The sequence below is a fragment of the Type-D symbiont of Plautia stali genome (assembly GCF_001485335.1).
Lineage (GTDB): Bacteria > Pseudomonadota > Gammaproteobacteria > Enterobacterales > Enterobacteriaceae > Pantoea > Pantoea vagans_C.
Window position 1 is genome coordinate 1 of sequence record NZ_BBOC01000069.1, and the last position, 15,675, is coordinate 15,675.

23 protein-coding genes are annotated in these 15,675 nt (G+C 60.1%); 4 read left to right on the top strand and 19 right to left on the bottom strand.

The annotated features are described in order from the left end of the window. The coding region (locus PSSD_RS19135; RefSeq protein WP_058973318.1) for a phage tail sheath subtilisin-like domain-containing protein at positions 1-822 on the bottom strand (822 nt) is incomplete at its 3' end. A 225-nt stretch (positions 823-1,047) separates the two neighbouring features. Between PSSD_RS19135 and PSSD_RS19140 the strand changes: the two genes are divergently transcribed. Next, positions 1,048-1,329, top strand: a complete 282-nt coding sequence (locus PSSD_RS19140; RefSeq protein WP_058973319.1) for a hypothetical protein — start codon at positions 1,048-1,050, stop codon at positions 1,327-1,329. Positions 1,330-2,020: 691 nt separating this feature from the next. Here PSSD_RS19140 and PSSD_RS19145 read toward each other — a convergent pair. From PSSD_RS19145 to PSSD_RS19170, 6 genes are read right to left on the bottom strand one after another with little or no spacing between them, the layout of a single operon-like run. Then, positions 2,021-2,626 (bottom strand): tail fiber assembly protein, encoded by a 606-nt coding sequence (locus PSSD_RS19145; RefSeq protein ID WP_058973320.1) that lies wholly within the window; start codon positions 2,624-2,626, stop codon positions 2,021-2,023. Continuing rightward, positions 2,626-3,873, bottom strand: a complete 1,248-nt coding sequence (locus PSSD_RS19150) for a phage tail protein (RefSeq protein ID WP_058973321.1) — start codon at positions 3,871-3,873, stop codon at positions 2,626-2,628. The genes PSSD_RS19145 and PSSD_RS19150 overlap by 1 nt, the downstream gene beginning before the upstream one ends. Beyond that, positions 3,870-4,478: a phage tail protein I gene (locus tag PSSD_RS19155; RefSeq protein WP_058973322.1), complete on the bottom strand. Its 609-nt coding sequence runs from the start codon at positions 4,476-4,478 to the stop codon at positions 3,870-3,872. Before PSSD_RS19155 ends, PSSD_RS19150 begins: the two co-directional genes overlap by 4 nt. Beyond that, entirely contained in the window at positions 4,475-5,389 is a 915-nt protein-coding gene (locus tag PSSD_RS19160; protein WP_058973323.1) for a baseplate assembly protein, read from the bottom strand. Before PSSD_RS19160 ends, PSSD_RS19155 begins: the two co-directional genes overlap by 4 nt. Next, a complete protein-coding gene (locus PSSD_RS19165) occupies positions 5,376-5,729 on the bottom strand; it encodes a GPW/gp25 family protein (RefSeq protein ID WP_058973324.1) in 354 nt (117 codons plus the stop codon). Before PSSD_RS19165 ends, PSSD_RS19160 begins: the two co-directional genes overlap by 14 nt. Next, positions 5,729-6,307, bottom strand: coding sequence for a phage baseplate assembly protein V (locus tag PSSD_RS19170; protein WP_058973325.1), 579 nt, complete (start codon positions 6,305-6,307; stop codon positions 5,729-5,731). Before PSSD_RS19170 ends, PSSD_RS19165 begins: the two co-directional genes overlap by 1 nt. 92 nt (positions 6,308-6,399) lie before the next feature. On the opposite strand from PSSD_RS19170, the gene PSSD_RS19175 reads away from it, so the two are divergent. Then, the gene (locus PSSD_RS19175; RefSeq protein WP_058973326.1) at positions 6,400-6,660 is read left to right on the top strand and encodes a hypothetical protein; all 261 of its coding nucleotides are present in this window, start codon (positions 6,400-6,402) and stop codon (positions 6,658-6,660) included. Between the two features lie 9 nt (positions 6,661-6,669). Here the strand turns inward: PSSD_RS19175 and PSSD_RS19180 are convergent, their stop codons facing one another. From PSSD_RS19180 to PSSD_RS19230, 12 genes are all read right to left on the bottom strand, one after another. Further along, positions 6,670-7,116: a phage virion morphogenesis protein gene (locus tag PSSD_RS19180; RefSeq protein ID WP_058973327.1), complete on the bottom strand. Its 447-nt coding sequence runs from the start codon at positions 7,114-7,116 to the stop codon at positions 6,670-6,672. Next, positions 7,109-7,540: a phage tail protein gene (locus PSSD_RS19185; RefSeq protein WP_058973328.1), complete on the bottom strand. Its 432-nt coding sequence runs from the start codon at positions 7,538-7,540 to the stop codon at positions 7,109-7,111. The genes PSSD_RS19180 and PSSD_RS19185 overlap by 8 nt, the downstream gene beginning before the upstream one ends. Then, positions 7,503-7,742 (bottom strand): Rz1-like lysis system protein LysC, encoded by a 240-nt coding sequence (gene lysC, locus PSSD_RS28180; protein ID WP_235589257.1) that lies wholly within the window; start codon positions 7,740-7,742, stop codon positions 7,503-7,505. The genes PSSD_RS19185 and lysC overlap by 38 nt, the downstream gene beginning before the upstream one ends. Continuing rightward, positions 7,636-8,061: an Rz-like lysis system protein LysB gene (gene lysB, locus PSSD_RS19190; RefSeq protein ID WP_058973352.1), complete on the bottom strand. Its 426-nt coding sequence runs from the start codon at positions 8,059-8,061 to the stop codon at positions 7,636-7,638. The genes lysC and lysB overlap by 107 nt, the downstream gene beginning before the upstream one ends. Beyond that, a complete protein-coding gene (locus PSSD_RS19195; RefSeq protein WP_058973329.1) occupies positions 8,061-8,432 on the bottom strand; it encodes a DNZ54_00345 family protein in 372 nt (123 codons plus the stop codon). The genes lysB and PSSD_RS19195 overlap by 1 nt, the downstream gene beginning before the upstream one ends. A gap of 1 nt (position 8,433) precedes the next feature. Beyond that, positions 8,434-8,943, bottom strand: a complete 510-nt coding sequence (locus PSSD_RS19200; protein WP_058973330.1) for a lysozyme — start codon at positions 8,941-8,943, stop codon at positions 8,434-8,436. Continuing rightward, on the bottom strand, positions 8,924-9,136 hold the full coding sequence (locus tag PSSD_RS19205) for an HP1 family phage holin (RefSeq protein ID WP_058973331.1): 213 nt from the start codon (positions 9,134-9,136) through the stop codon (positions 8,924-8,926). The genes PSSD_RS19200 and PSSD_RS19205 overlap by 20 nt, the downstream gene beginning before the upstream one ends. Before the next feature lie 3 nt (positions 9,137-9,139). Then, positions 9,140-9,343, bottom strand: coding sequence for a tail protein X (locus PSSD_RS19210; protein ID WP_058973332.1), 204 nt, complete (start codon positions 9,341-9,343; stop codon positions 9,140-9,142). Then, positions 9,343-9,807 (bottom strand): head completion/stabilization protein, encoded by a 465-nt coding sequence (locus PSSD_RS19215; protein WP_058973333.1) that lies wholly within the window; start codon positions 9,805-9,807, stop codon positions 9,343-9,345. Before PSSD_RS19215 ends, PSSD_RS19210 begins: the two co-directional genes overlap by 1 nt. 100 nt (positions 9,808-9,907) lie before the next feature. After that, complete coding sequence (gpM, locus tag PSSD_RS19220; RefSeq protein ID WP_058973334.1) at positions 9,908-10,555, bottom strand: phage terminase small subunit; 648 nt, start codon at positions 10,553-10,555, stop codon at positions 9,908-9,910. 3 nt (positions 10,556-10,558) lie between these two features. Further along, complete coding sequence (locus tag PSSD_RS19225; protein WP_058973335.1) at positions 10,559-11,620, bottom strand: phage major capsid protein, P2 family; 1,062 nt, start codon at positions 11,618-11,620, stop codon at positions 10,559-10,561. Between the two features lie 16 nt (positions 11,621-11,636). Then, complete coding sequence (locus PSSD_RS19230) at positions 11,637-12,491, bottom strand: GPO family capsid scaffolding protein (RefSeq protein ID WP_058973336.1); 855 nt, start codon at positions 12,489-12,491, stop codon at positions 11,637-11,639. A 142-nt stretch (positions 12,492-12,633) separates the two neighbouring features. Between PSSD_RS19230 and PSSD_RS19235 the strand changes: the two genes are divergently transcribed. Together PSSD_RS19235 and PSSD_RS19240 are read left to right on the top strand one after the other, a co-directional pair. After that, entirely contained in the window at positions 12,634-14,400 is a 1,767-nt protein-coding gene (locus PSSD_RS19235; protein WP_058973337.1) for a terminase ATPase subunit family protein, read from the top strand. Then, complete coding sequence (locus tag PSSD_RS19240) at positions 14,400-15,455, top strand: phage portal protein (protein ID WP_058973338.1); 1,056 nt, start codon at positions 14,400-14,402, stop codon at positions 15,453-15,455. The genes PSSD_RS19235 and PSSD_RS19240 overlap by 1 nt, the downstream gene beginning before the upstream one ends. Positions 15,456-15,675 lie beyond the last annotated feature (220 nt).

Consider the following 15,675-nt stretch of genomic DNA (forward strand, 5'->3'; position numbering starts at 1 on the left):
GCTCAGGCAGCGTGAACCCCAGAAGCGATAGCCATCCTTGCGGATCAGCGTGGTCACATCGTTCTGGTTCAGTAGCCCGGCGTCGGTGGCCGGGTCCTGCAGGTCCCAGAACACGTCTTTTGAAATACCGGTGACGCCGTTCACGCCGACGTTCGACAGCGACTTATGCCAGCCCGTCTGTTCATCAATCTTGGCGCGCAGGCCCAGCGCACGGGCGGTGGCATACGCCGTCGCGTCCGCTTTCAGCACGGTGTCAAAGCTGATGAAGTCAGGCCAGATAAGCATGCCCTCGCGCTGGCTGAAGTTGGCGCGGTAGGCAATCGCCTCCTCCACGCTCTCACAGCCGTATGCTGACAGGTAGGCAAAGCCGCGCAGGCTCTGCGCCACGCTCAGCAGCTCGGTGGCAACGGCCTTGGTGTCGTGACCGGGCACGCCAAGGATGCGGGGCTTGACGCCGCACACCGACTGCGCGGCCAGCAGGGCTTTCATGCCGGTGCGCTGGCCGTTGGTCACGCCGCCGACGATGTTGGCCGTGGTTTCCGCCTCGGTCTGGCCCTGCGGCACGCGCACCACGACGGTGACGGGCTTTGACTGGTCGGCGATGGCGTCCAGCGAACGGGCAAGCGTACCGGATTCGCCCGCTTTACCGCTGGCGGTAAGTACGTCGGTCAGAAGTACCGGACGATTGAGCGGAAAGGTCGCCGCGTCGGCGTCGTCGCCGGTACAGACCAGACCGACAATCGCCGTGCTGACGGTGGTAATGGTTCGGGTGCCCTCGTTGATTTCCTCAACTCGCACGCCGTGGTGATAATCCTGTGCCATGTGGCGGTTCTCCTGTGAAGGGGTTCCGCTATGGTCATCGTTCGCTTTATCGCGCGCATCCGTCTGGCATTGTGTGAGAAATCACACAATTTTTTTTAATCGTACAGATGTGTTTAGTACCAGATATCAACAGAGAAAAGGGAGATGTTTATAATTAATCCTCATAAAAGTGACTAAAGGCGTTCTCCGCCAGATAAACAGCAGGACCGTAAAAAGGAGAGGATAATGAAACTGGCCCCGATGCATTTTCGTCTGCTATCCATTATGCAGGAGAGAGGCTCAGTTCCGGCGGACAAAATGCCCACGGTGATGGAGAAACTGGTAAGACTTCGACTGGCTGAATATTTCTATGGAGAAGAGTGGCGCAGAGTAAGCGAGCGTTCCCGACTGACACCAAGAGGACTGTGGGTTATCGCTGCCTACGATGCAAGGATAAAACTGGACCAGCAACGAAGTCAGTATCAGGGAAACGTTAAGCGGTGCGTAAAAACAGCGCCAAAAAATTGACATAAACCGATATCTGAATGACGCTTTAGTCGATTATAAATAAGCCTACCCGTACCAACTTTTGGGCCACGCGTGCTCCCGCGTGGCTTATTTTTTGGCAAAGTACACCTGGACAGACCTTCCTTTTTTCCAACCCCATTAAGAAAACTGTCATTTTCACTTAACAATGCAATGGTACTTTTCCCGGTGATTGCTGGAGCAATCTGCAATCTATTTCCTGTGTTATTTTTTTCCCCCGACACTATCCTTGCCGAGTGTCGGGTTTTTTTTATCTAAAAGTAGGCCGCCGGATGAATACATGCTGAAAAACTGGTCTGGTAAGGCTTTTTTCAATAAAATGTCCCTACAAAAATCAATGTGGGTTGACGAGACAATCTCACCTACTAAGATAGGCCTGAAACTAATAACAATTTTATTTTGAAATCCGCATTGCTATGCCGCGCCCCACCGCGCGGCTTTTTTTTGCATTGGTAATAACCCTGGTTATTGTTAACCTACAAACAATTAAGAAAATACCATTAACATTCTAAAGCCAGGATGTTATTGTTCAGGAGCGATTATCTTTGTCGCGAATTTCAATTTACGATTTTCCGCCCGGCATACCTGGTCAGGTTGCGGGATTTTTTTCTCACTTATTCGAAAATTAACGCCGCACTCAGCTCACCCACTATTTCACGACGTATTACCATAATTATGCCTTGTCAGGCCTTTGTGGCCAGATTACATCTGGTGCCGTTGAAACATCCATCGCCTGTAATTTCTGAAGATATTTCATCCATACGGTAAGCGAGGCCTTATCCAGTTCGGTAATGATACCGAGCATGAGCTGCGTCTGCCATGCCTGCGTGACGTTTCCCACCTCACTGATACGGGACGTTTTCTCGGCTTCTGCCGCTGCGATGGCTGCCTGCTGTGCCGCCGCCGTATCTGTCACCCATGCAATACCGCCCCACTTATCAAAGGCCGTCGCCGGTTTCAGTAAAGTGGTTCCGGCAGGGTAATCGCCCGGCAGCGAAACAGTGATGGCGTCGCCGGTCGCTGTGCTGTAAACCGTTTCACCGCGATGATCGACCACCTGCTGCCAGCTGCCGTCAAGAAACACACTCACCTGGCCTGGTTTCTCAGACGGTGGAACATTCACAGTTGAGTGCGCGGGGATGCCAAGTCCCTGCGTCAGAAACTCCTGACTGCTGCCGGAATAAAGTCCGGTTTCGGGATCAAAGTTATAAACGGTCAGAATGCCCGATGACTGCGCCAGCCCTTTCTCGTCAAGCATCACCTCTTTTTCATCGGCCATTATGCAGCCCTCACAATGTAGTTAAGTGCGACGTTTCGCGGACGGGTTTCGGTTGCGGTATTGCCGGATGCGCCACTGGTGGTCACCGTCTGCGTGTTATCAACGCTGTAGGTTGAATCAAGGCTACCGCGATCGCTGTCTGTTGTTCGCAGCGGGACCGCGACGGTGTGCGTGTGTTGCTGGAAAGCATGGGCCTGACTGCTGAGAAGCGTTCGCCCGCTGTCAGCGCCGCGCCCGTCATCCCACCCACGAATAAACTCACCGCGCAGATCGGGCAGGGTAAGCGAGGTATACGCTTTCGCCAGCTGCGGGTAATCCGTCGCGCTGAATGCGGCCCCGTTGCACTTCAGCCAGCCGGTGGGTGCTGTTGCTAAAGGCCACGGCACCGGCACGCCGACCGGCAGCGCCGAACCATCACCCAGCCCGAGGTTTTTAAGGAACGCGGACACATCGGCAATATCTGCGCCGTTCTTCGCGATATCCATTTTCCCGGCGAGCTTGTTCAGTACTGTCGTGGAAAAGTTCGCATCCCCACCCAGCGCGTCGGCCAGCTCCTTGAGGGTATCAAGCGCAGCGGGCGCGCCTCCTGCAAGTGCCGTCAGTGCGGCCTGAACAAAAGCAGTGGTCGCCACTTGCGTAGAGTTGTTGCCTGCCGCTGCGGTGGGCGCTTTGGGGGTGCCGGTAAAGGTGGGGCTGGCTTTGGGCGCGTACTGCTTGTGCGGATCGCTTGCCGCAAGATGCGCCGCCATCAGGCTGTCAGCGTACTGACGCACCTCCAGCACCTCATCATCCACATACTGGCGGGTTGCCAGCACCACGGACGGGTCCACCTTGAGCGTGACCGCATCGGTGCTGCTCACAATAATCAGCATGCGCAGCCGCTGCGTGCGCCCGCTGCCTTCCTGCAGCTGTGGCTTGTAAGTTTCTGCGGTATTACAGACCGCGATCAGCGTGCCATCGGCGTCAAACAGGCCCATTTCGCGGATCCAGAATCCGCCTTCGGTTTCCGGAATAATCTGCTCGGCGATTATCTGGCTGCCGTTGGCGGTGTCCACGGTGAGTGAATTCAGCGCGGCGCGGCGCACCTCACTGACCAGCTTTGTCTGGCTGGCGTTCGGCGTGGGCGTAACGCCGCCGCCGTCGCCCACGGCCATCTGCGTGATGTTCAGCTTAGTGCCAAGCGATACGGCGTTGGCAATCTTGGCAGCGCCAAGGTTGGTCACGATTGCATAAAATTTCTGTGTCATGGTCCCACTTCCAGCAGGTCGATTATGTGAACCGCCGCGCCCGTGTAGCTCTGGCCGCCGACGGCGATAATGTCAGGGGTATAGGGATAAACGGTCAGATCGTCACCGTCATAGCTGGCCGCCCCCACAAAGCACTGACCGCCGCTCTGCAGGTTGATGGACATGCCGAGCATATGGCGGCTGCAGGGCTTGGCGTCGCTGATTAACCGCTCAAGCTCCTGATAGGTGTCTTCCGTGATGCCCTGCTCTTGCACGCCGATGTCCAGGCGGAAAGTGCCCGGCGCTTCGTTGTTGTTCCACCACTCAATCACGCGGATCAGGAAACCAAACGGCTCGACGACGCGCCGGATAGCGCTGATGGTGCCCTTGTGCTGATGGATGTAAAACGCATCCTGCACCACCTGCCGTTTGACGCTCTCGCTCCAGCTCTCGTCCCAGCGGTCTACCGAAAACGCCCAGGCGAGATACGGCAGAAAGCTCACCGGGCAGGTGGCCGGATTCCACAGCTCGCGCAGCGGCACGTTTAAGCCGGTAATCCCGCTGCACGCCTCGGCCAGACGGCGCTCAAGCGCAGAGGAACCCGGCGGCAGCAGGCTCTGACTCATGCCAGCACCTCATCATCCGCCACCGACACATCGGTGCCCGTGCAGTTGCCCGCCTGCGTGCGGTCCATGATGATGTCCGCCGCCGGTTCGATCATTTCCACCCAGTCCACTCCGGCCACGCGTAACACCGCCCCGTAAGACTCCCGGCGCACGCTGCGTCCCAGCTTTTTCTGCTCGGTGAGATAGGTGGCGAGCTTCGCGTTTGCCGCCTCAAGGCAGGGAGCGGCAGCCACACCGTCGAACAGGTGCAGCTTTGCCTTAACGCTGTAGCTGTGGATGGTGGCCCCCTGCACGGACACGCGGTCCGCCACCGGGCGCACGTTCTCGGCATTCAGCGCGGTGTTCACTGTGGTCAGTAAATCCGCCGCCGCCGTGCCGTCTCCCTCGCGGCTGAGCACCGTAATCACCACCGTGGCCGGTGTCGGGCTGGTTGCGGACACGTCCTGCACCCGCCCATCGGCGCTTTTGGCGTGAAACTCATAGGCCGCCGTCGGTCCAGCCACGCTCAGCCCCTCAAAAGCCTCCGGCACGCGCACGCGCAGCGCGTCGTCTGATTCCATCACCGCCTCGACCGGCGGCACGACGTCCGGGTTGGCCGGGGTAACAATCAGTCGCTGCACGTTGCTGCGCGCGGCCAGCTGGTCGAGATCGCTGCCGAGCGCATAGGCCACCATGACGGCCTGTGCCGCCTCATTAATGCGCTGGCGCAGCAGGATTTCCCGGTAAACGCTTTCCTGCAGCGCCTTCACAATCGGATCGGACTCCAGCGCCAGCACGCGACGCACCGCCGCCTGTTCGTCCGCCGGATAGAGCGCTATCAGCGCCTCTTTGCGCTCAGCCAGCAGCGTTTCAAAGTCCGGCACCTCAATCACTTCCGGCGCGGGCAGCTGCGAAAGGTCAATTACCGCCACTTTTTTCTCCTGTTGAAACGGACATGGCAACCGGCGAGCCGTCATCGCGCTGGCCGGTCAGCTCAACCACCATGGAGCCGTCCATGGCGGTGGTAATGTTTACGGTGCTGAGCCTGATGCGCGGCTCCCAGCGGCTGAGCGCGGTATACACCGCCGCCATCACCTGCAGGCGGACGACATCGTTCTGCGTCTGGTCGATAAAGGACGACAGCAGCGAGCCGTATTCCCGGCGTGCCACGCGGCTGCCCTCCGGCGTCATCAGGATATCGCGCACGCTCTGGCGGATGTGCTCAATGTCCGTCACCGCTTCGCCGGTTTCACGGTTCATGCCGAGATACATCACTGCGGACCTCCTGACATATCGCCGCCGGTCTTCACCTTGTCGTGCAGGTGCTTGTCTGCCACGACGCCGTTAGAACTCATCGACCCACCACCCTGCGTCACGTCACCGTTCATTACGGTGTCGCTGTTAATCTGCGTCTGGTCAGCCGTCACACCAAACTGGCCCGTTTTAACCTGAAACCCTTCCTCAGCTTCTACCAGTACGCTTTTGATGTTCTTAATCAGCAGCTGGCCGGTTTCGGGGTCATACTGAAACCATCCGCCGTCCTTGAAGACGGTTGTGCTGCCGCTTTCGGAATAATCAGGCGGCGGGAAGGTATCGGAATAAATGGCGGGCAGCGCAAAGGCGGTTTCAAGGTTGCCGCCGAGGCTCAGCAGCACGACCTGCTCACCGACGGACGGACTCCACGCCGTGCGTGTCTCACCGGCGCGCGTGGTAAGCCAGTTAATCCAGTTGGTTTCAAGGTCGCCCGTTTTCACCCGGCACAGCCAGTTAGCCTTATCCACCTCTGACACGGTGCCGGTGCGGATAAGGTTGGTGATGAGGCGCATTATTTCAGTGAGTTTTTCGTTCATACCGGGAGAGTGTCAGCAATGCCACGCATCGGCACCCGCCGGGCATTGTCTGGCGGATGGCACAATGAAACCCGCAGTTAAAGGAGGCAGGCATGGTGGTTTATCAGGTCAGCGTGATGGCGCACGGACCGGTGCGCATACGCAAGGTGCAGGAAGGCGACATCAGCGGCGAGGTGGTATTTCTGTTTGGCGAAAAAGCGGCGCGCATCTTTGAACAGATCACGCGCGAAGGAATAAGCGTCATTGAGGACAACCCGGAGCTTGCGCACATACTGGATTTCACGCACGGCAGGCCGATCAGGGAAACGGTAGCAAATGCCCATCCCGGCGTACACGCGGTGATATTCGGGTAATAACCCGGCTTACTCGCTGAGCCAGCGCAGCAGAGTTTCCCGCAAGGTATTGTCCACCTCGCTGCTGATACCTAGCAGCGGGCGCTCGGCGTACTTCACCGTGGTACCGCGACGGTTCACCCGGTCCCGCAGACCATAATGGTGCACGCGGGCAAGGTGCTGAACCGCAGGCACAAACGACACGTCGGCGGCGTCATCGGTGGCCTGCGCCTTCAGATATTTCGCGGTTTTGAGCTTTGCGAACATGGCGCGGCGGATGCGCCCCTTTTTACTGCGGGGGGTGACGCGGCGCGGCTCCCACGCGGTGCCGTCCGGCGAGCGCTGCGCGGTGATGTTCGCCTGCTGAATGCGGCGCACGTCGCGCGCCACCTCGCGCAGCATCTTTTTACGGGCCGCTGGCTCAAGCTGCGCCAGCAGCGCATCCAGCCAGGCGTCCACCTCATGCAGTTCAGCCACGTTTCACCGTCCAGAACTCCTCCGGGGTCTCCGGCTCCTGAAGGGCCTCAACGCGGGTTTTGCCGTCAACGGTGGTTGCCACGACGCGCTCGGTCAGCTTCAGGTCCATGCTGATGTCGCAGCGGTCATTACCCAGAATATCCACCTCGAATGAAAACAGCTTTTCCCGCTGGTCGCTGTTCTGCAGCGCGTCCGGCTGGTTTTCCCTGAGCCAGAACATCACCGGCGCCATCAGCAGGTTCTGATCGCCGGTAAAGTCGGTAATGACGATATTCAGCGTATAGCGGTATTCCCACGACAGCGAAGCGGCGGACGTGGCGACAAGCTGGCCACTGTCCACGAACAGGTGAAGCCGGTCCGGGTTTTCCGCCACGTAGGGCACGGACTTATTCAGGGCGCTGCGTAAGGACTGCGGCTTGTTCATCGTCTTTTTCCTGACAGCTGATAATGGTGTCCACCTTATCGGCGCACGCCGCCCAGGCGGCCTCGGTTTCGTCCAGCAGCGCGTTCAGATCGCCGTTACTGCGCGGCCCTGCCGGGTCCAGCTGGCAGCGGGTGATTTTGGGACAGCCACTCACGGTAAGATTCACCTCCGGCGAGGGCCGGTCGCTGGCGCAGCCGGACAACAGGATCAGGCAGAGGGGTATCAGCCCAGCGGCGAAGGTCTTCATTTTCACGTTTCATTTCCTCAATAGTGCGCTGCCGGTCGCGCAGCAGCTTGCCGTTCTGCTCGGCGGCAGCGTACAGCTGCGTCTGCGCGCGGCTGCTGGTCTGCGTCAGGATATTAAGCGCAATCAACTGGCCGTTTTTCTGCGACAGCTTTTTGCCCTGGCTCGCTATCGTGGTGGCCTGCGTATCGATGCGGCTGTGCGCGGTGCCGAGCCGCCACGACTGCACGCCCAGCAAGGCCATCACCACAACCAGCACCACAACCAGCGCGCGGATCATGCTGTGGCCCGCTCAAGCTCGGGCCTGAGCAGCCCACGCTGAAACACGGCCAGCAGGCTGACCAGCGCCGTGAGCTTCCAGCCCGCGCCCCACATCACCCCGGCGATAAACACGCGGTGATACCACCTGAGCGGCACGCGCTCGGCCAGCCGTGCGAACCGCATCAGCCAGGCAAACACCCGTTTCCGGTCACCGCCGGTCAGGGTGCAGGCATACAGCCCGCCAAAGCTCACCAGCATCCACGCGATAAAGTCGGCCCACATCAGCGCCGCCACCGGATAGCCTGCGTAGCTGTCGTGATAACCGCTGACCAGCGTCAGCAGGGTGGCGAGTAGCGCCGTAAACCACCACGTTTTCAGTAACTGCATGTCACACTCCTTTCAGGCACCATGCCAGCTCACGCTGACGCCGGTTGTCGATACCCTGATTAAATACGCCTTTGACGTACACCCAGCGCGGCAGCTGATAGCACGCCTCGCGCCACTTACCCTGTTTCAGCAGCACCACCATGGTTGAACCGCAGGCGTTGCCGGTGCCGACGTTGAACGCCAGCGACACCAGCGCGTCATAGACCTGCTGCGGCATGGAAACTGCCACGCAGCGCGCCAGTGCCGCCTCGACGCGTAACACGTTGGTGATGAAATTCCCCGCCGCCAGCCGCTCGGTAATGCTCTTACCCGGCACCACGCCGGACGTGTTACCGATGCCGTCGGTCCACGTTCCCGCATCGCACTGGTAGGGCTTCAGGCGGCACCCCTCAGCGTCGGCGATAAGCCGCAGCCCCTCCGGTGAGGTGTGCAGCTGCTGAAAGCCCGGCAGCGTGGCGGCGATGGCCAGCACCGCGCCGACGGCGCAGCGCTTAACGGTTTGCAGATTCATAGTCCTCCCGCGTGATGCGCCCGCGCGCCAGCAGCTGATAGGTTTTGTGCTTGTAATACCAGCTGATAAGCGCCATCAGCAGGCCGATAAGCACTCCGGCGACGGTAGACACGTCCTTGAGGTTCATGCCACCGAGCCACGCCATCACCACCGCAATGCACCAGGTGATAAAGGTGCTGATTTTCTCCCACATGATTCAGTCCCAGAGCTGGACGGCCTGCACGGTGGCCGTTGTTGTCACGTCCGGCAGCTCCACCTCCAGCCCGTGCGGCAGGATGGGACCGTACCCGGCCAGCCCCGGATTTGCCTGTAAAACCTGCTCGGTCACGCCCTGCGTGCGCCCGTAGTGACGCCAGCAGAGCGCGTCCACCGTGTCGTACTGATGCGCACGCACTTTCATCAGATAAGCTCCACGGTGCAGTGCGGCAGGTTCTGCACGCGGCTGATGGCCCAGCGGGCGTCACGCCACAAATCGCCGGTGGCGTCCGCCAGCTCCTCGCCGCGCTTCACGGCGGCAGCGGTGGCGTCAAAGTCCTGATAGCGCTCGTTGAGCACCGCGCGGGTCCAGCACCACACCGCATTCTGATAGTGATGCAGTCGGGCGCTCTCACCGGCCAGCATCTCTCCCGGCACGTCGGCCAGCAGGTTATAGCCGCGCAGCTCCTGCTGCTCGCGCCACGGATACAGCTCCGCGTTGACTTCTGACATCGCGGTGAGCACCACCTGCCGCAGGCGCTCCGGCGTCACGGTGCCGTCAACGCGCATTGACACGCGAAACTTCGCCATATCAACGTCGGGCCAGAATGAATTGTTGGGGATAACGTCCGGCGCTCCCGTCGCCTTCTGCGGCGCTACGAATTCCATAACTTGCTACTCCTGAAAAGGGTGGGCGGTGGACGGGGTTTTGATGAGGCTGAAGCCTGTCGCCACCCCGTGCCGCCCCGCGCGTGGGCACGTCCGGTTATCAGCTGGCGTTGCGGATTTTCCGCGCCAGCTGCTCAATGTCTTTTTTTACGCCGCACTTCTCGTCAAGCTGCAGCGCGCGGGTCAGGTGATTCAGTGCGGACGCCGGGCTGCTCTCAGTGAGCAACCATCCGATGGACTTGTGCAGGCGGGCTCGCGACTGGTCCGGCATATCCAGATCGCCAATCACGTCGAGCGTCTGCAGCAGCAAATCCACGTCAAACTCCGCGTTTGCCAGCAACGCATTTTTCGCGGCATCGGCCATTTCCTCGGCCAGCACCGTCTGCGTGTTGCGGTTGCCAATCGGCATTGACCACGCGCGACGGATGGCATGGCGGCCAATCGCCAGCGCCCCGGCATAGTCCCCGGCGTCAATGCGCCAGAGCATGACGAACATCACCACGTCATCCTGCTGTTCGGCCTCAGCGGCCAGCACGCCGTCCACCCACGGGACATACCGGGGCAGCACTTCTATTTTGATTTCGGCTTTTTTCACGGTGGACTGAATGCCCTTGAGGCGGCGGCGGTCTTCACCGAGCTGCATCAGCATCAGCTCATAGCCGCTGGCGTGGCGAACACTGCCGCCCTGACGGGCGGCCTGTTCAGCCTGAACGCGCTGGCGGTGCTGCCGGGCGGGACTCAGGCTCATTCGTTACTCTCCGGTGTCGGTAGTGGCGGGCGCGGAGAAATCACCGATTTCGATGTTTTCAACCAGCGCGGCGCAGCGGTAGTCTTCCACCACGTAGGCCTCGTTGACCGATTCGAAGTTTTCGATGCGGTCACGTTTCGGGTTGTCAATGACCGAACGGCGGCGGGTGTCTTCCTGCCAGTACACGGACAGGTTGTCCAGGCGGGTGATCAGCACGGCCTTTGGCGGGAAGAACGGCGCGCGTACCGCCTGCAGGCCGCCCATGCGTTTCTGACTGATGATGAGGTCAGCCGCCAGCTTCTCGGTGTTGGCCTGCTCGCTGTTAACCAGCGGGAAGTACTTATCGGACAGCAGCTCGCGCCCGCAGATCACCACCAGTTCGTCATCGTCCTGGAAGATAGGATCGATAAGCTCATTAACCGCATCCATCACCAGCGCGTCGAGGTTGACATAAGCGCCACCCTTGCCGACCTTAACCGGCGCGGCGGTGGTCGCGCCGTCTTTGGTGGTGCTGCCCATCACGTTATCCGGTGCATCTTCGCGCAGCTTCTGCAGCCAGCCCTTGTTCACGTCCTGCAGCATCGGTTTCTTCACGCGGTCCGAGGTTTTGGCACGCTTCTCACCGTTAAAGCCGATGGTGATGCGGTCCAGCGCCTGACGCTTCACGATGGCGTCGCGGATGCGGGTCTGGAAGTCCTGAAACTTCGCCCACATGTCCAGCTTGGCGTAGGTGATCGCGGTATCAAAGTTGGTCTGTTCGCACTTGTACTCAACACCGCTCATTTCGGTCGGGTCGGTAGGCTCGCGGTCCTTCGCGGAGGTGTCCGTGGTGCCCGCGATGGAGCCGCCGATGCCAAGGCCCAGCAGCTGGCCGGACTGTTCGCTGACGCCGACCACGTTGACCAGCGTCAGGAACGCGGCGGACTGCTGAATGGTGTCTTCCAGCGTCTGCGCCACGGACGGTTCAACGTTGAACTTGCTCGCCAGCTCCTCGACCGGCACGCCGTTCAGGGTGGCCAGCTGCGTCAGGTAGGCGTTAAACGCAAAACGGGTGTTCTTTTTCATGGGGTGTGCTGCTCCTTTAGCAGTTGGTCAGTTGTGCCGCTGGCGTGTTGCCACCCGGCGTTCGCTGGCGAAAATCTTTGCGACTGTCTTCACGCTCCAGCTGTGATTTCAGCTCGGTGAACGCTTCGCGCTGCGCCTTCAGGTCATCCAGCTGTTCGTTCAGCGAGGTTTCCAGCTGGCTCAGGCGCTCCGCCTGCTCGCCCAACGCCTTGTCGGTGCGGGTGCTGTAACATTGCTGTTCGGTGGCAATCAGTTCAACCGCCTGATGCACGTCGCTGAAGCGCGCGGCATCGGTCTGCTGCTGCTTGCTGAACATGGCTTTGATACGGGTGAACAGCGCGGGCTTTTCTTCCGGCTTGTCTTCCAGCTCAATCACCGTTTCGGTGGCGGCGGTAAAGAGGTTGTCCGGGTGCTGCTTGCGGTTCGCCAGCGGGTTTTGCTCCGCTTTGGCGCTGAACGCCAGCATTTCGGTGCCGAGGCTTGCCGGATCATCGGTAGCGGCGAGGCCGACCAGATAAGCCTTGCCGGTATCAGCAAACTTAGTGCTGACCTCCATGGAGGTGAAAAGCTTCTGGCCCTTTTTCACCAGCTCCACAAGGGAGTCCGTCGGCAGGATGTCGGCGTACAGCGCCATTTTTCCGGCCAGCGGCCCGTCGCTGATTTCCTCAGCGACCAGCGCGCTCACCGTGCCGTAGCGGTTAAAGGTGCTGTCCGGCGCGTAAGACTTGATGTGCTCCAGATTGATGGTTGCGGTGTACACCGCCGGGTTGTAGGCGGCGGCCATCTGCACCAGCCATTCGCGGGAAATCTCGCGCCCGTCCGTGGTGGCACCTTCCACCCCGATACGAAAACGCTTTGCAGTTACTGTCATGAGCCAGGCTCCGTTAGGTAAAACGTCTGAGAGCCTTATGGTTGCGGTGAGAGGGGGAGCGAAACAACGCGGGGACGTTGTGCGGCAGACCACACAATGAGGCGCAGCGGAAAAGGCCGCGGCGGGGCCGTATTTTGAGGCCATGACAACGACACTCGCCCCCGAAGACCTCGATCCCCGCAGGCAGGCCTTACTGCTGTACTTTCAGGGATACCGTATCGCCCGCATTGCTGAAATGCTGGGAGAGAAACCCGCAACCGTTCACAGCTGGAAGAAGCGCGACAGGTGGGGCGACTATGGCCCGCTTGACCAGATGCAGCTCACCACCGCCGCACGTTACTGCCAGCTGGTCATGAAGGAGACAAAGGAAGGCAAGGACTTTAAGGAAATCGACCTGCTGGCGCGCCAGTCCGAGCGCCATGCGCGCATCGGCAAATTTAACAACGGCGGCAACGAGGCGGACCTCAATCCGAAGGTGGCAAACCGCAACAGCGGACCACGCAAGCCACCGGAAAAAAACGTGTTCTCAGATGAACAGGTAGAAAAGCTGCAGGAGATTTTCCACGGCTCGATGTTCGGCTACCAGCGCCAGTGGTGGGATGCGGGCAACAAGCATCGCATCCGCAACGTGCTCAAGTCGCGCCAGATTGGTGCCACCTACTACTTTGCCCGCGAGGCGCTGATTGATGCGCTGACCACCGGGCGAAACCAGATTTTTCTCTCGGCCAGTAAGGCGCAGGCGCACGTCTTTAAGCAGTACATCATTGAGTTTGCCAAAGAGGTGGACGTGGAGCTGAAGGGCGACCCGATGACGCTCGCCAACGGCGCGTGCCTGTACTTCCTCGGCACCAACGCCCGCACCGCGCAGAGCTACCACGGCAACCTGTACCTGGATGAATATTTCTGGATCCCGAAGTTTCAGGAGCTGCGCAAGGTGGCGTCCGGCATGGCGCTGCACAAGAAGTGGCGGCAGACCTATTTTTCCACCCCGTCGAGCCTGACGCACAGCGCCTATCCGTTCTGGTCCGGCGCGCTGTTTAACCGTGGACGCGCCAAAGCGGACCGCGTAGACATTGACCTGACGCACCCGAACCTGTCGCCGGGCCGCTTCTGCGATGACGGCCAGTTCCGCCAGATTGTCACCGTGGAAGACGCGGTGCGCGGCGGATGCAACCTGTTTGACCTGGACCAGCTGCGCCTCGAATACAGCCCGCCGGAATACCAGAACCTGCTGATGTGCGAGTTTGTGGATGACCTCGCCTCGGTGTTCCCGCTGCAGCTACTGCAAAAATGCATGGTGGACAGCTGGGAGGTATGGAACGACTTTGAGGCGCTGGCGCTGCGCCCGTTTGGCTGGCGCGAAGTCTGGATCGGCTACGACCCGGCGAAGGGTACGCAGAACGGCGACAGCGCCGGGTGCGTGGTGATCGCGCCGCCTGCCGTGCCGGGCGGCAAGTTCCGCATACTGGAGCGCCACCAGTGGCGCGGCATGGACTTCCGCGCGCAGGCCGAGTCCATCAGACAGCTGACGCAGCAGTACAACGTTACCTATATCGGCATTGACTCCACCGGCGTGGGCCTCGGCGTCTTTGAAAACGTGAAGGCGTTTTTCCCGGCGGTGAAAGAGTTTGTCTATAACCCGAACGTCAAAAACGCCCTTGTGCTGAAGGCGTTTGACATCATCAGCGGCGGGCGTCTGGAGTTTGACGCCGGGCACCTCGACATCGCGCAATCATTCATGGCAATCCGCCGTTCAACCACAGCCAGCGGCAACCGTCCGACCTATGAAGCCAGCCGCAGTGAGGAAGCCAGCCATGCGGACTTAGCCTGGGCGACCATGCACGCGCTGGCAAACGAACCGCTGCAGGGCGAATCCGCCCACACCCGCAACATCATGGAGATTTTTTAATGAGTAAACGCAGGAACCGCACGCGCACGCAGCCCGTGCAGCAGAACAATACGACCAGCGGCGCGGCGGCAGAGGCGTTTACCTTTGGCGACCCGATCCCGGTGCTCGACCGGCGCGAACTGCTGGACTATGTGGAATGTGTGGTGACGGACAGGTGGTATGAGCCGCCCGTGAGCTTTGACGGACTGGCCCGCACGTTTCGCGCCGCCGTGCACCACAGCTCGCCGCTCAACGTGAAGCGCAACATCCTGACCAGCACCTTTATCCCGCACCCGCTGCTGAGCGGGCAGGCGTTCAGCCGCTTCATTCAGGATTATCTGGTGTTCGGCAACGCCTATCTGGAAAAGCGCACGAACCGCCTCGGCGGCGTGATTGCGCTGGAGCCATCACTGGCGAAGTTCACCCGGCGCGGGACTGACCTGGACACTTACTGGTTTGTGCAGTACGGCCTGAACACGCAGCCTTACCAGTTCACGCCCGGCAGCGTGTTTCACCTGATGGAGCCGGACCTTAATCAGGAGGTTTACGGCCTGCCGGAATACCTGTCGGCCATCCCGTCTACCCTGCTGAACGAATCGGCCACGCTGTTCCGCCGCAAGTACTACCTAAACGGCAGCCACGCGGGCTTTATCATGTACATGACCGACGCGGCGCAGAATCAGGAAGACGTGGACAACATCCGCAAGGCCATGAAAAGCGCCAAGGGACCGGGAAACTTTCGTAACCTGTTTATGTACTCGCCTAACGGCAAGAAAGATGGCATTCAGATCATCCCGCTGTCAGAGGTGGCGGCGAAGGATGAATTCCTGAATATCAAGAACGTGAGCCGCGACGACATGATGGCCGCGCATCGCGTGCCACCGCAGATGATGGGCATTATCCCGAACAACACCGGCGGGTTCGGTGACGTGGAAAAGGCCAGCCGCGTGTTTGTGCGCAACGAACTGATGCCACTTCAGAAGCGCTTTGAAGAACTGAACGACTGGCTGGGCGAGGAGGTGATCCGCTTCGCCCCTTACACGCTTGACCTGACCGACGACAGCCGCCCCAACTGACCCACCCCCGCGACCTCACCAGAGCGCCCCAGCATCCTCCTGCGGGGCGCTCTTTTTTGCCCCTCGCCTACCCCCGTCCACGGCGTCGCGCCAGCGGCCCGGAAATTGCACCGGATTTTGACAACCTACACCCCTCAGCGCGCGCTCGTACCCCCGCCACGCCTGCCCGCTTTGTGTAGTGGTTTTCATGCACCTGCATGACATACGAAAAAGCCCGCCA

Coding starts and splice junctions, on each gene's coding strand:
- PSSD_RS19225 (WP_058973335.1), bottom strand. CDS start 11,620: ATGAAAAAGAACACCCGTTTTGCGTTTAACGCCTACCTGACGCAGCTG.
- gpM (WP_058973334.1), bottom strand. CDS start 10,555: ATGAGCCTGAGTCCCGCCCGGCAGCACCGCCAGCGCGTTCAGGCTGAA.
- PSSD_RS19235 (WP_058973337.1), top strand. CDS start 12,634: ATGACAACGACACTCGCCCCCGAAGACCTCGATCCCCGCAGGCAGGCC.
- PSSD_RS19140 (WP_058973319.1), top strand. CDS start 1,048: ATGAAACTGGCCCCGATGCATTTTCGTCTGCTATCCATTATGCAGGAG.
- PSSD_RS19175 (WP_058973326.1), top strand. CDS start 6,400: ATGGTGGTTTATCAGGTCAGCGTGATGGCGCACGGACCGGTGCGCATA.
- PSSD_RS19165 (WP_058973324.1), bottom strand. CDS start 5,729: ATGTATCTCGGCATGAACCGTGAAACCGGCGAAGCGGTGACGGACATT.
- PSSD_RS19205 (WP_058973331.1), bottom strand. CDS start 9,136: ATGTGGGAGAAAATCAGCACCTTTATCACCTGGTGCATTGCGGTGGTG.
- PSSD_RS19185 (WP_058973328.1), bottom strand. CDS start 7,540: ATGAACAAGCCGCAGTCCTTACGCAGCGCCCTGAATAAGTCCGTGCCC.
- PSSD_RS19145 (WP_058973320.1), bottom strand. CDS start 2,626: ATGGCCGATGAAAAAGAGGTGATGCTTGACGAGAAAGGGCTGGCGCAG.
- PSSD_RS19210 (WP_058973332.1), bottom strand. CDS start 9,343: ATGAAAGTGCGTGCGCATCAGTACGACACGGTGGACGCGCTCTGCTGG.
- PSSD_RS19195 (WP_058973329.1), bottom strand. CDS start 8,432: ATGCAGTTACTGAAAACGTGGTGGTTTACGGCGCTACTCGCCACCCTG.
- PSSD_RS19215 (WP_058973333.1), bottom strand. CDS start 9,807: ATGGAATTCGTAGCGCCGCAGAAGGCGACGGGAGCGCCGGACGTTATC.
- PSSD_RS19155 (WP_058973322.1), bottom strand. CDS start 4,478: ATGAGTCAGAGCCTGCTGCCGCCGGGTTCCTCTGCGCTTGAGCGCCGT.
- PSSD_RS19230 (WP_058973336.1), bottom strand. CDS start 12,491: ATGACAGTAACTGCAAAGCGTTTTCGTATCGGGGTGGAAGGTGCCACC.
- PSSD_RS19150 (WP_058973321.1), bottom strand. CDS start 3,873: ATGACACAGAAATTTTATGCAATCGTGACCAACCTTGGCGCTGCCAAG.
- PSSD_RS19240 (WP_058973338.1), top strand. CDS start 14,400: ATGAGTAAACGCAGGAACCGCACGCGCACGCAGCCCGTGCAGCAGAAC.
- PSSD_RS19200 (WP_058973330.1), bottom strand. CDS start 8,943: ATGAATCTGCAAACCGTTAAGCGCTGCGCCGTCGGCGCGGTGCTGGCC.
- PSSD_RS19170 (WP_058973325.1), bottom strand. CDS start 6,307: ATGAACGAAAAACTCACTGAAATAATGCGCCTCATCACCAACCTTATC.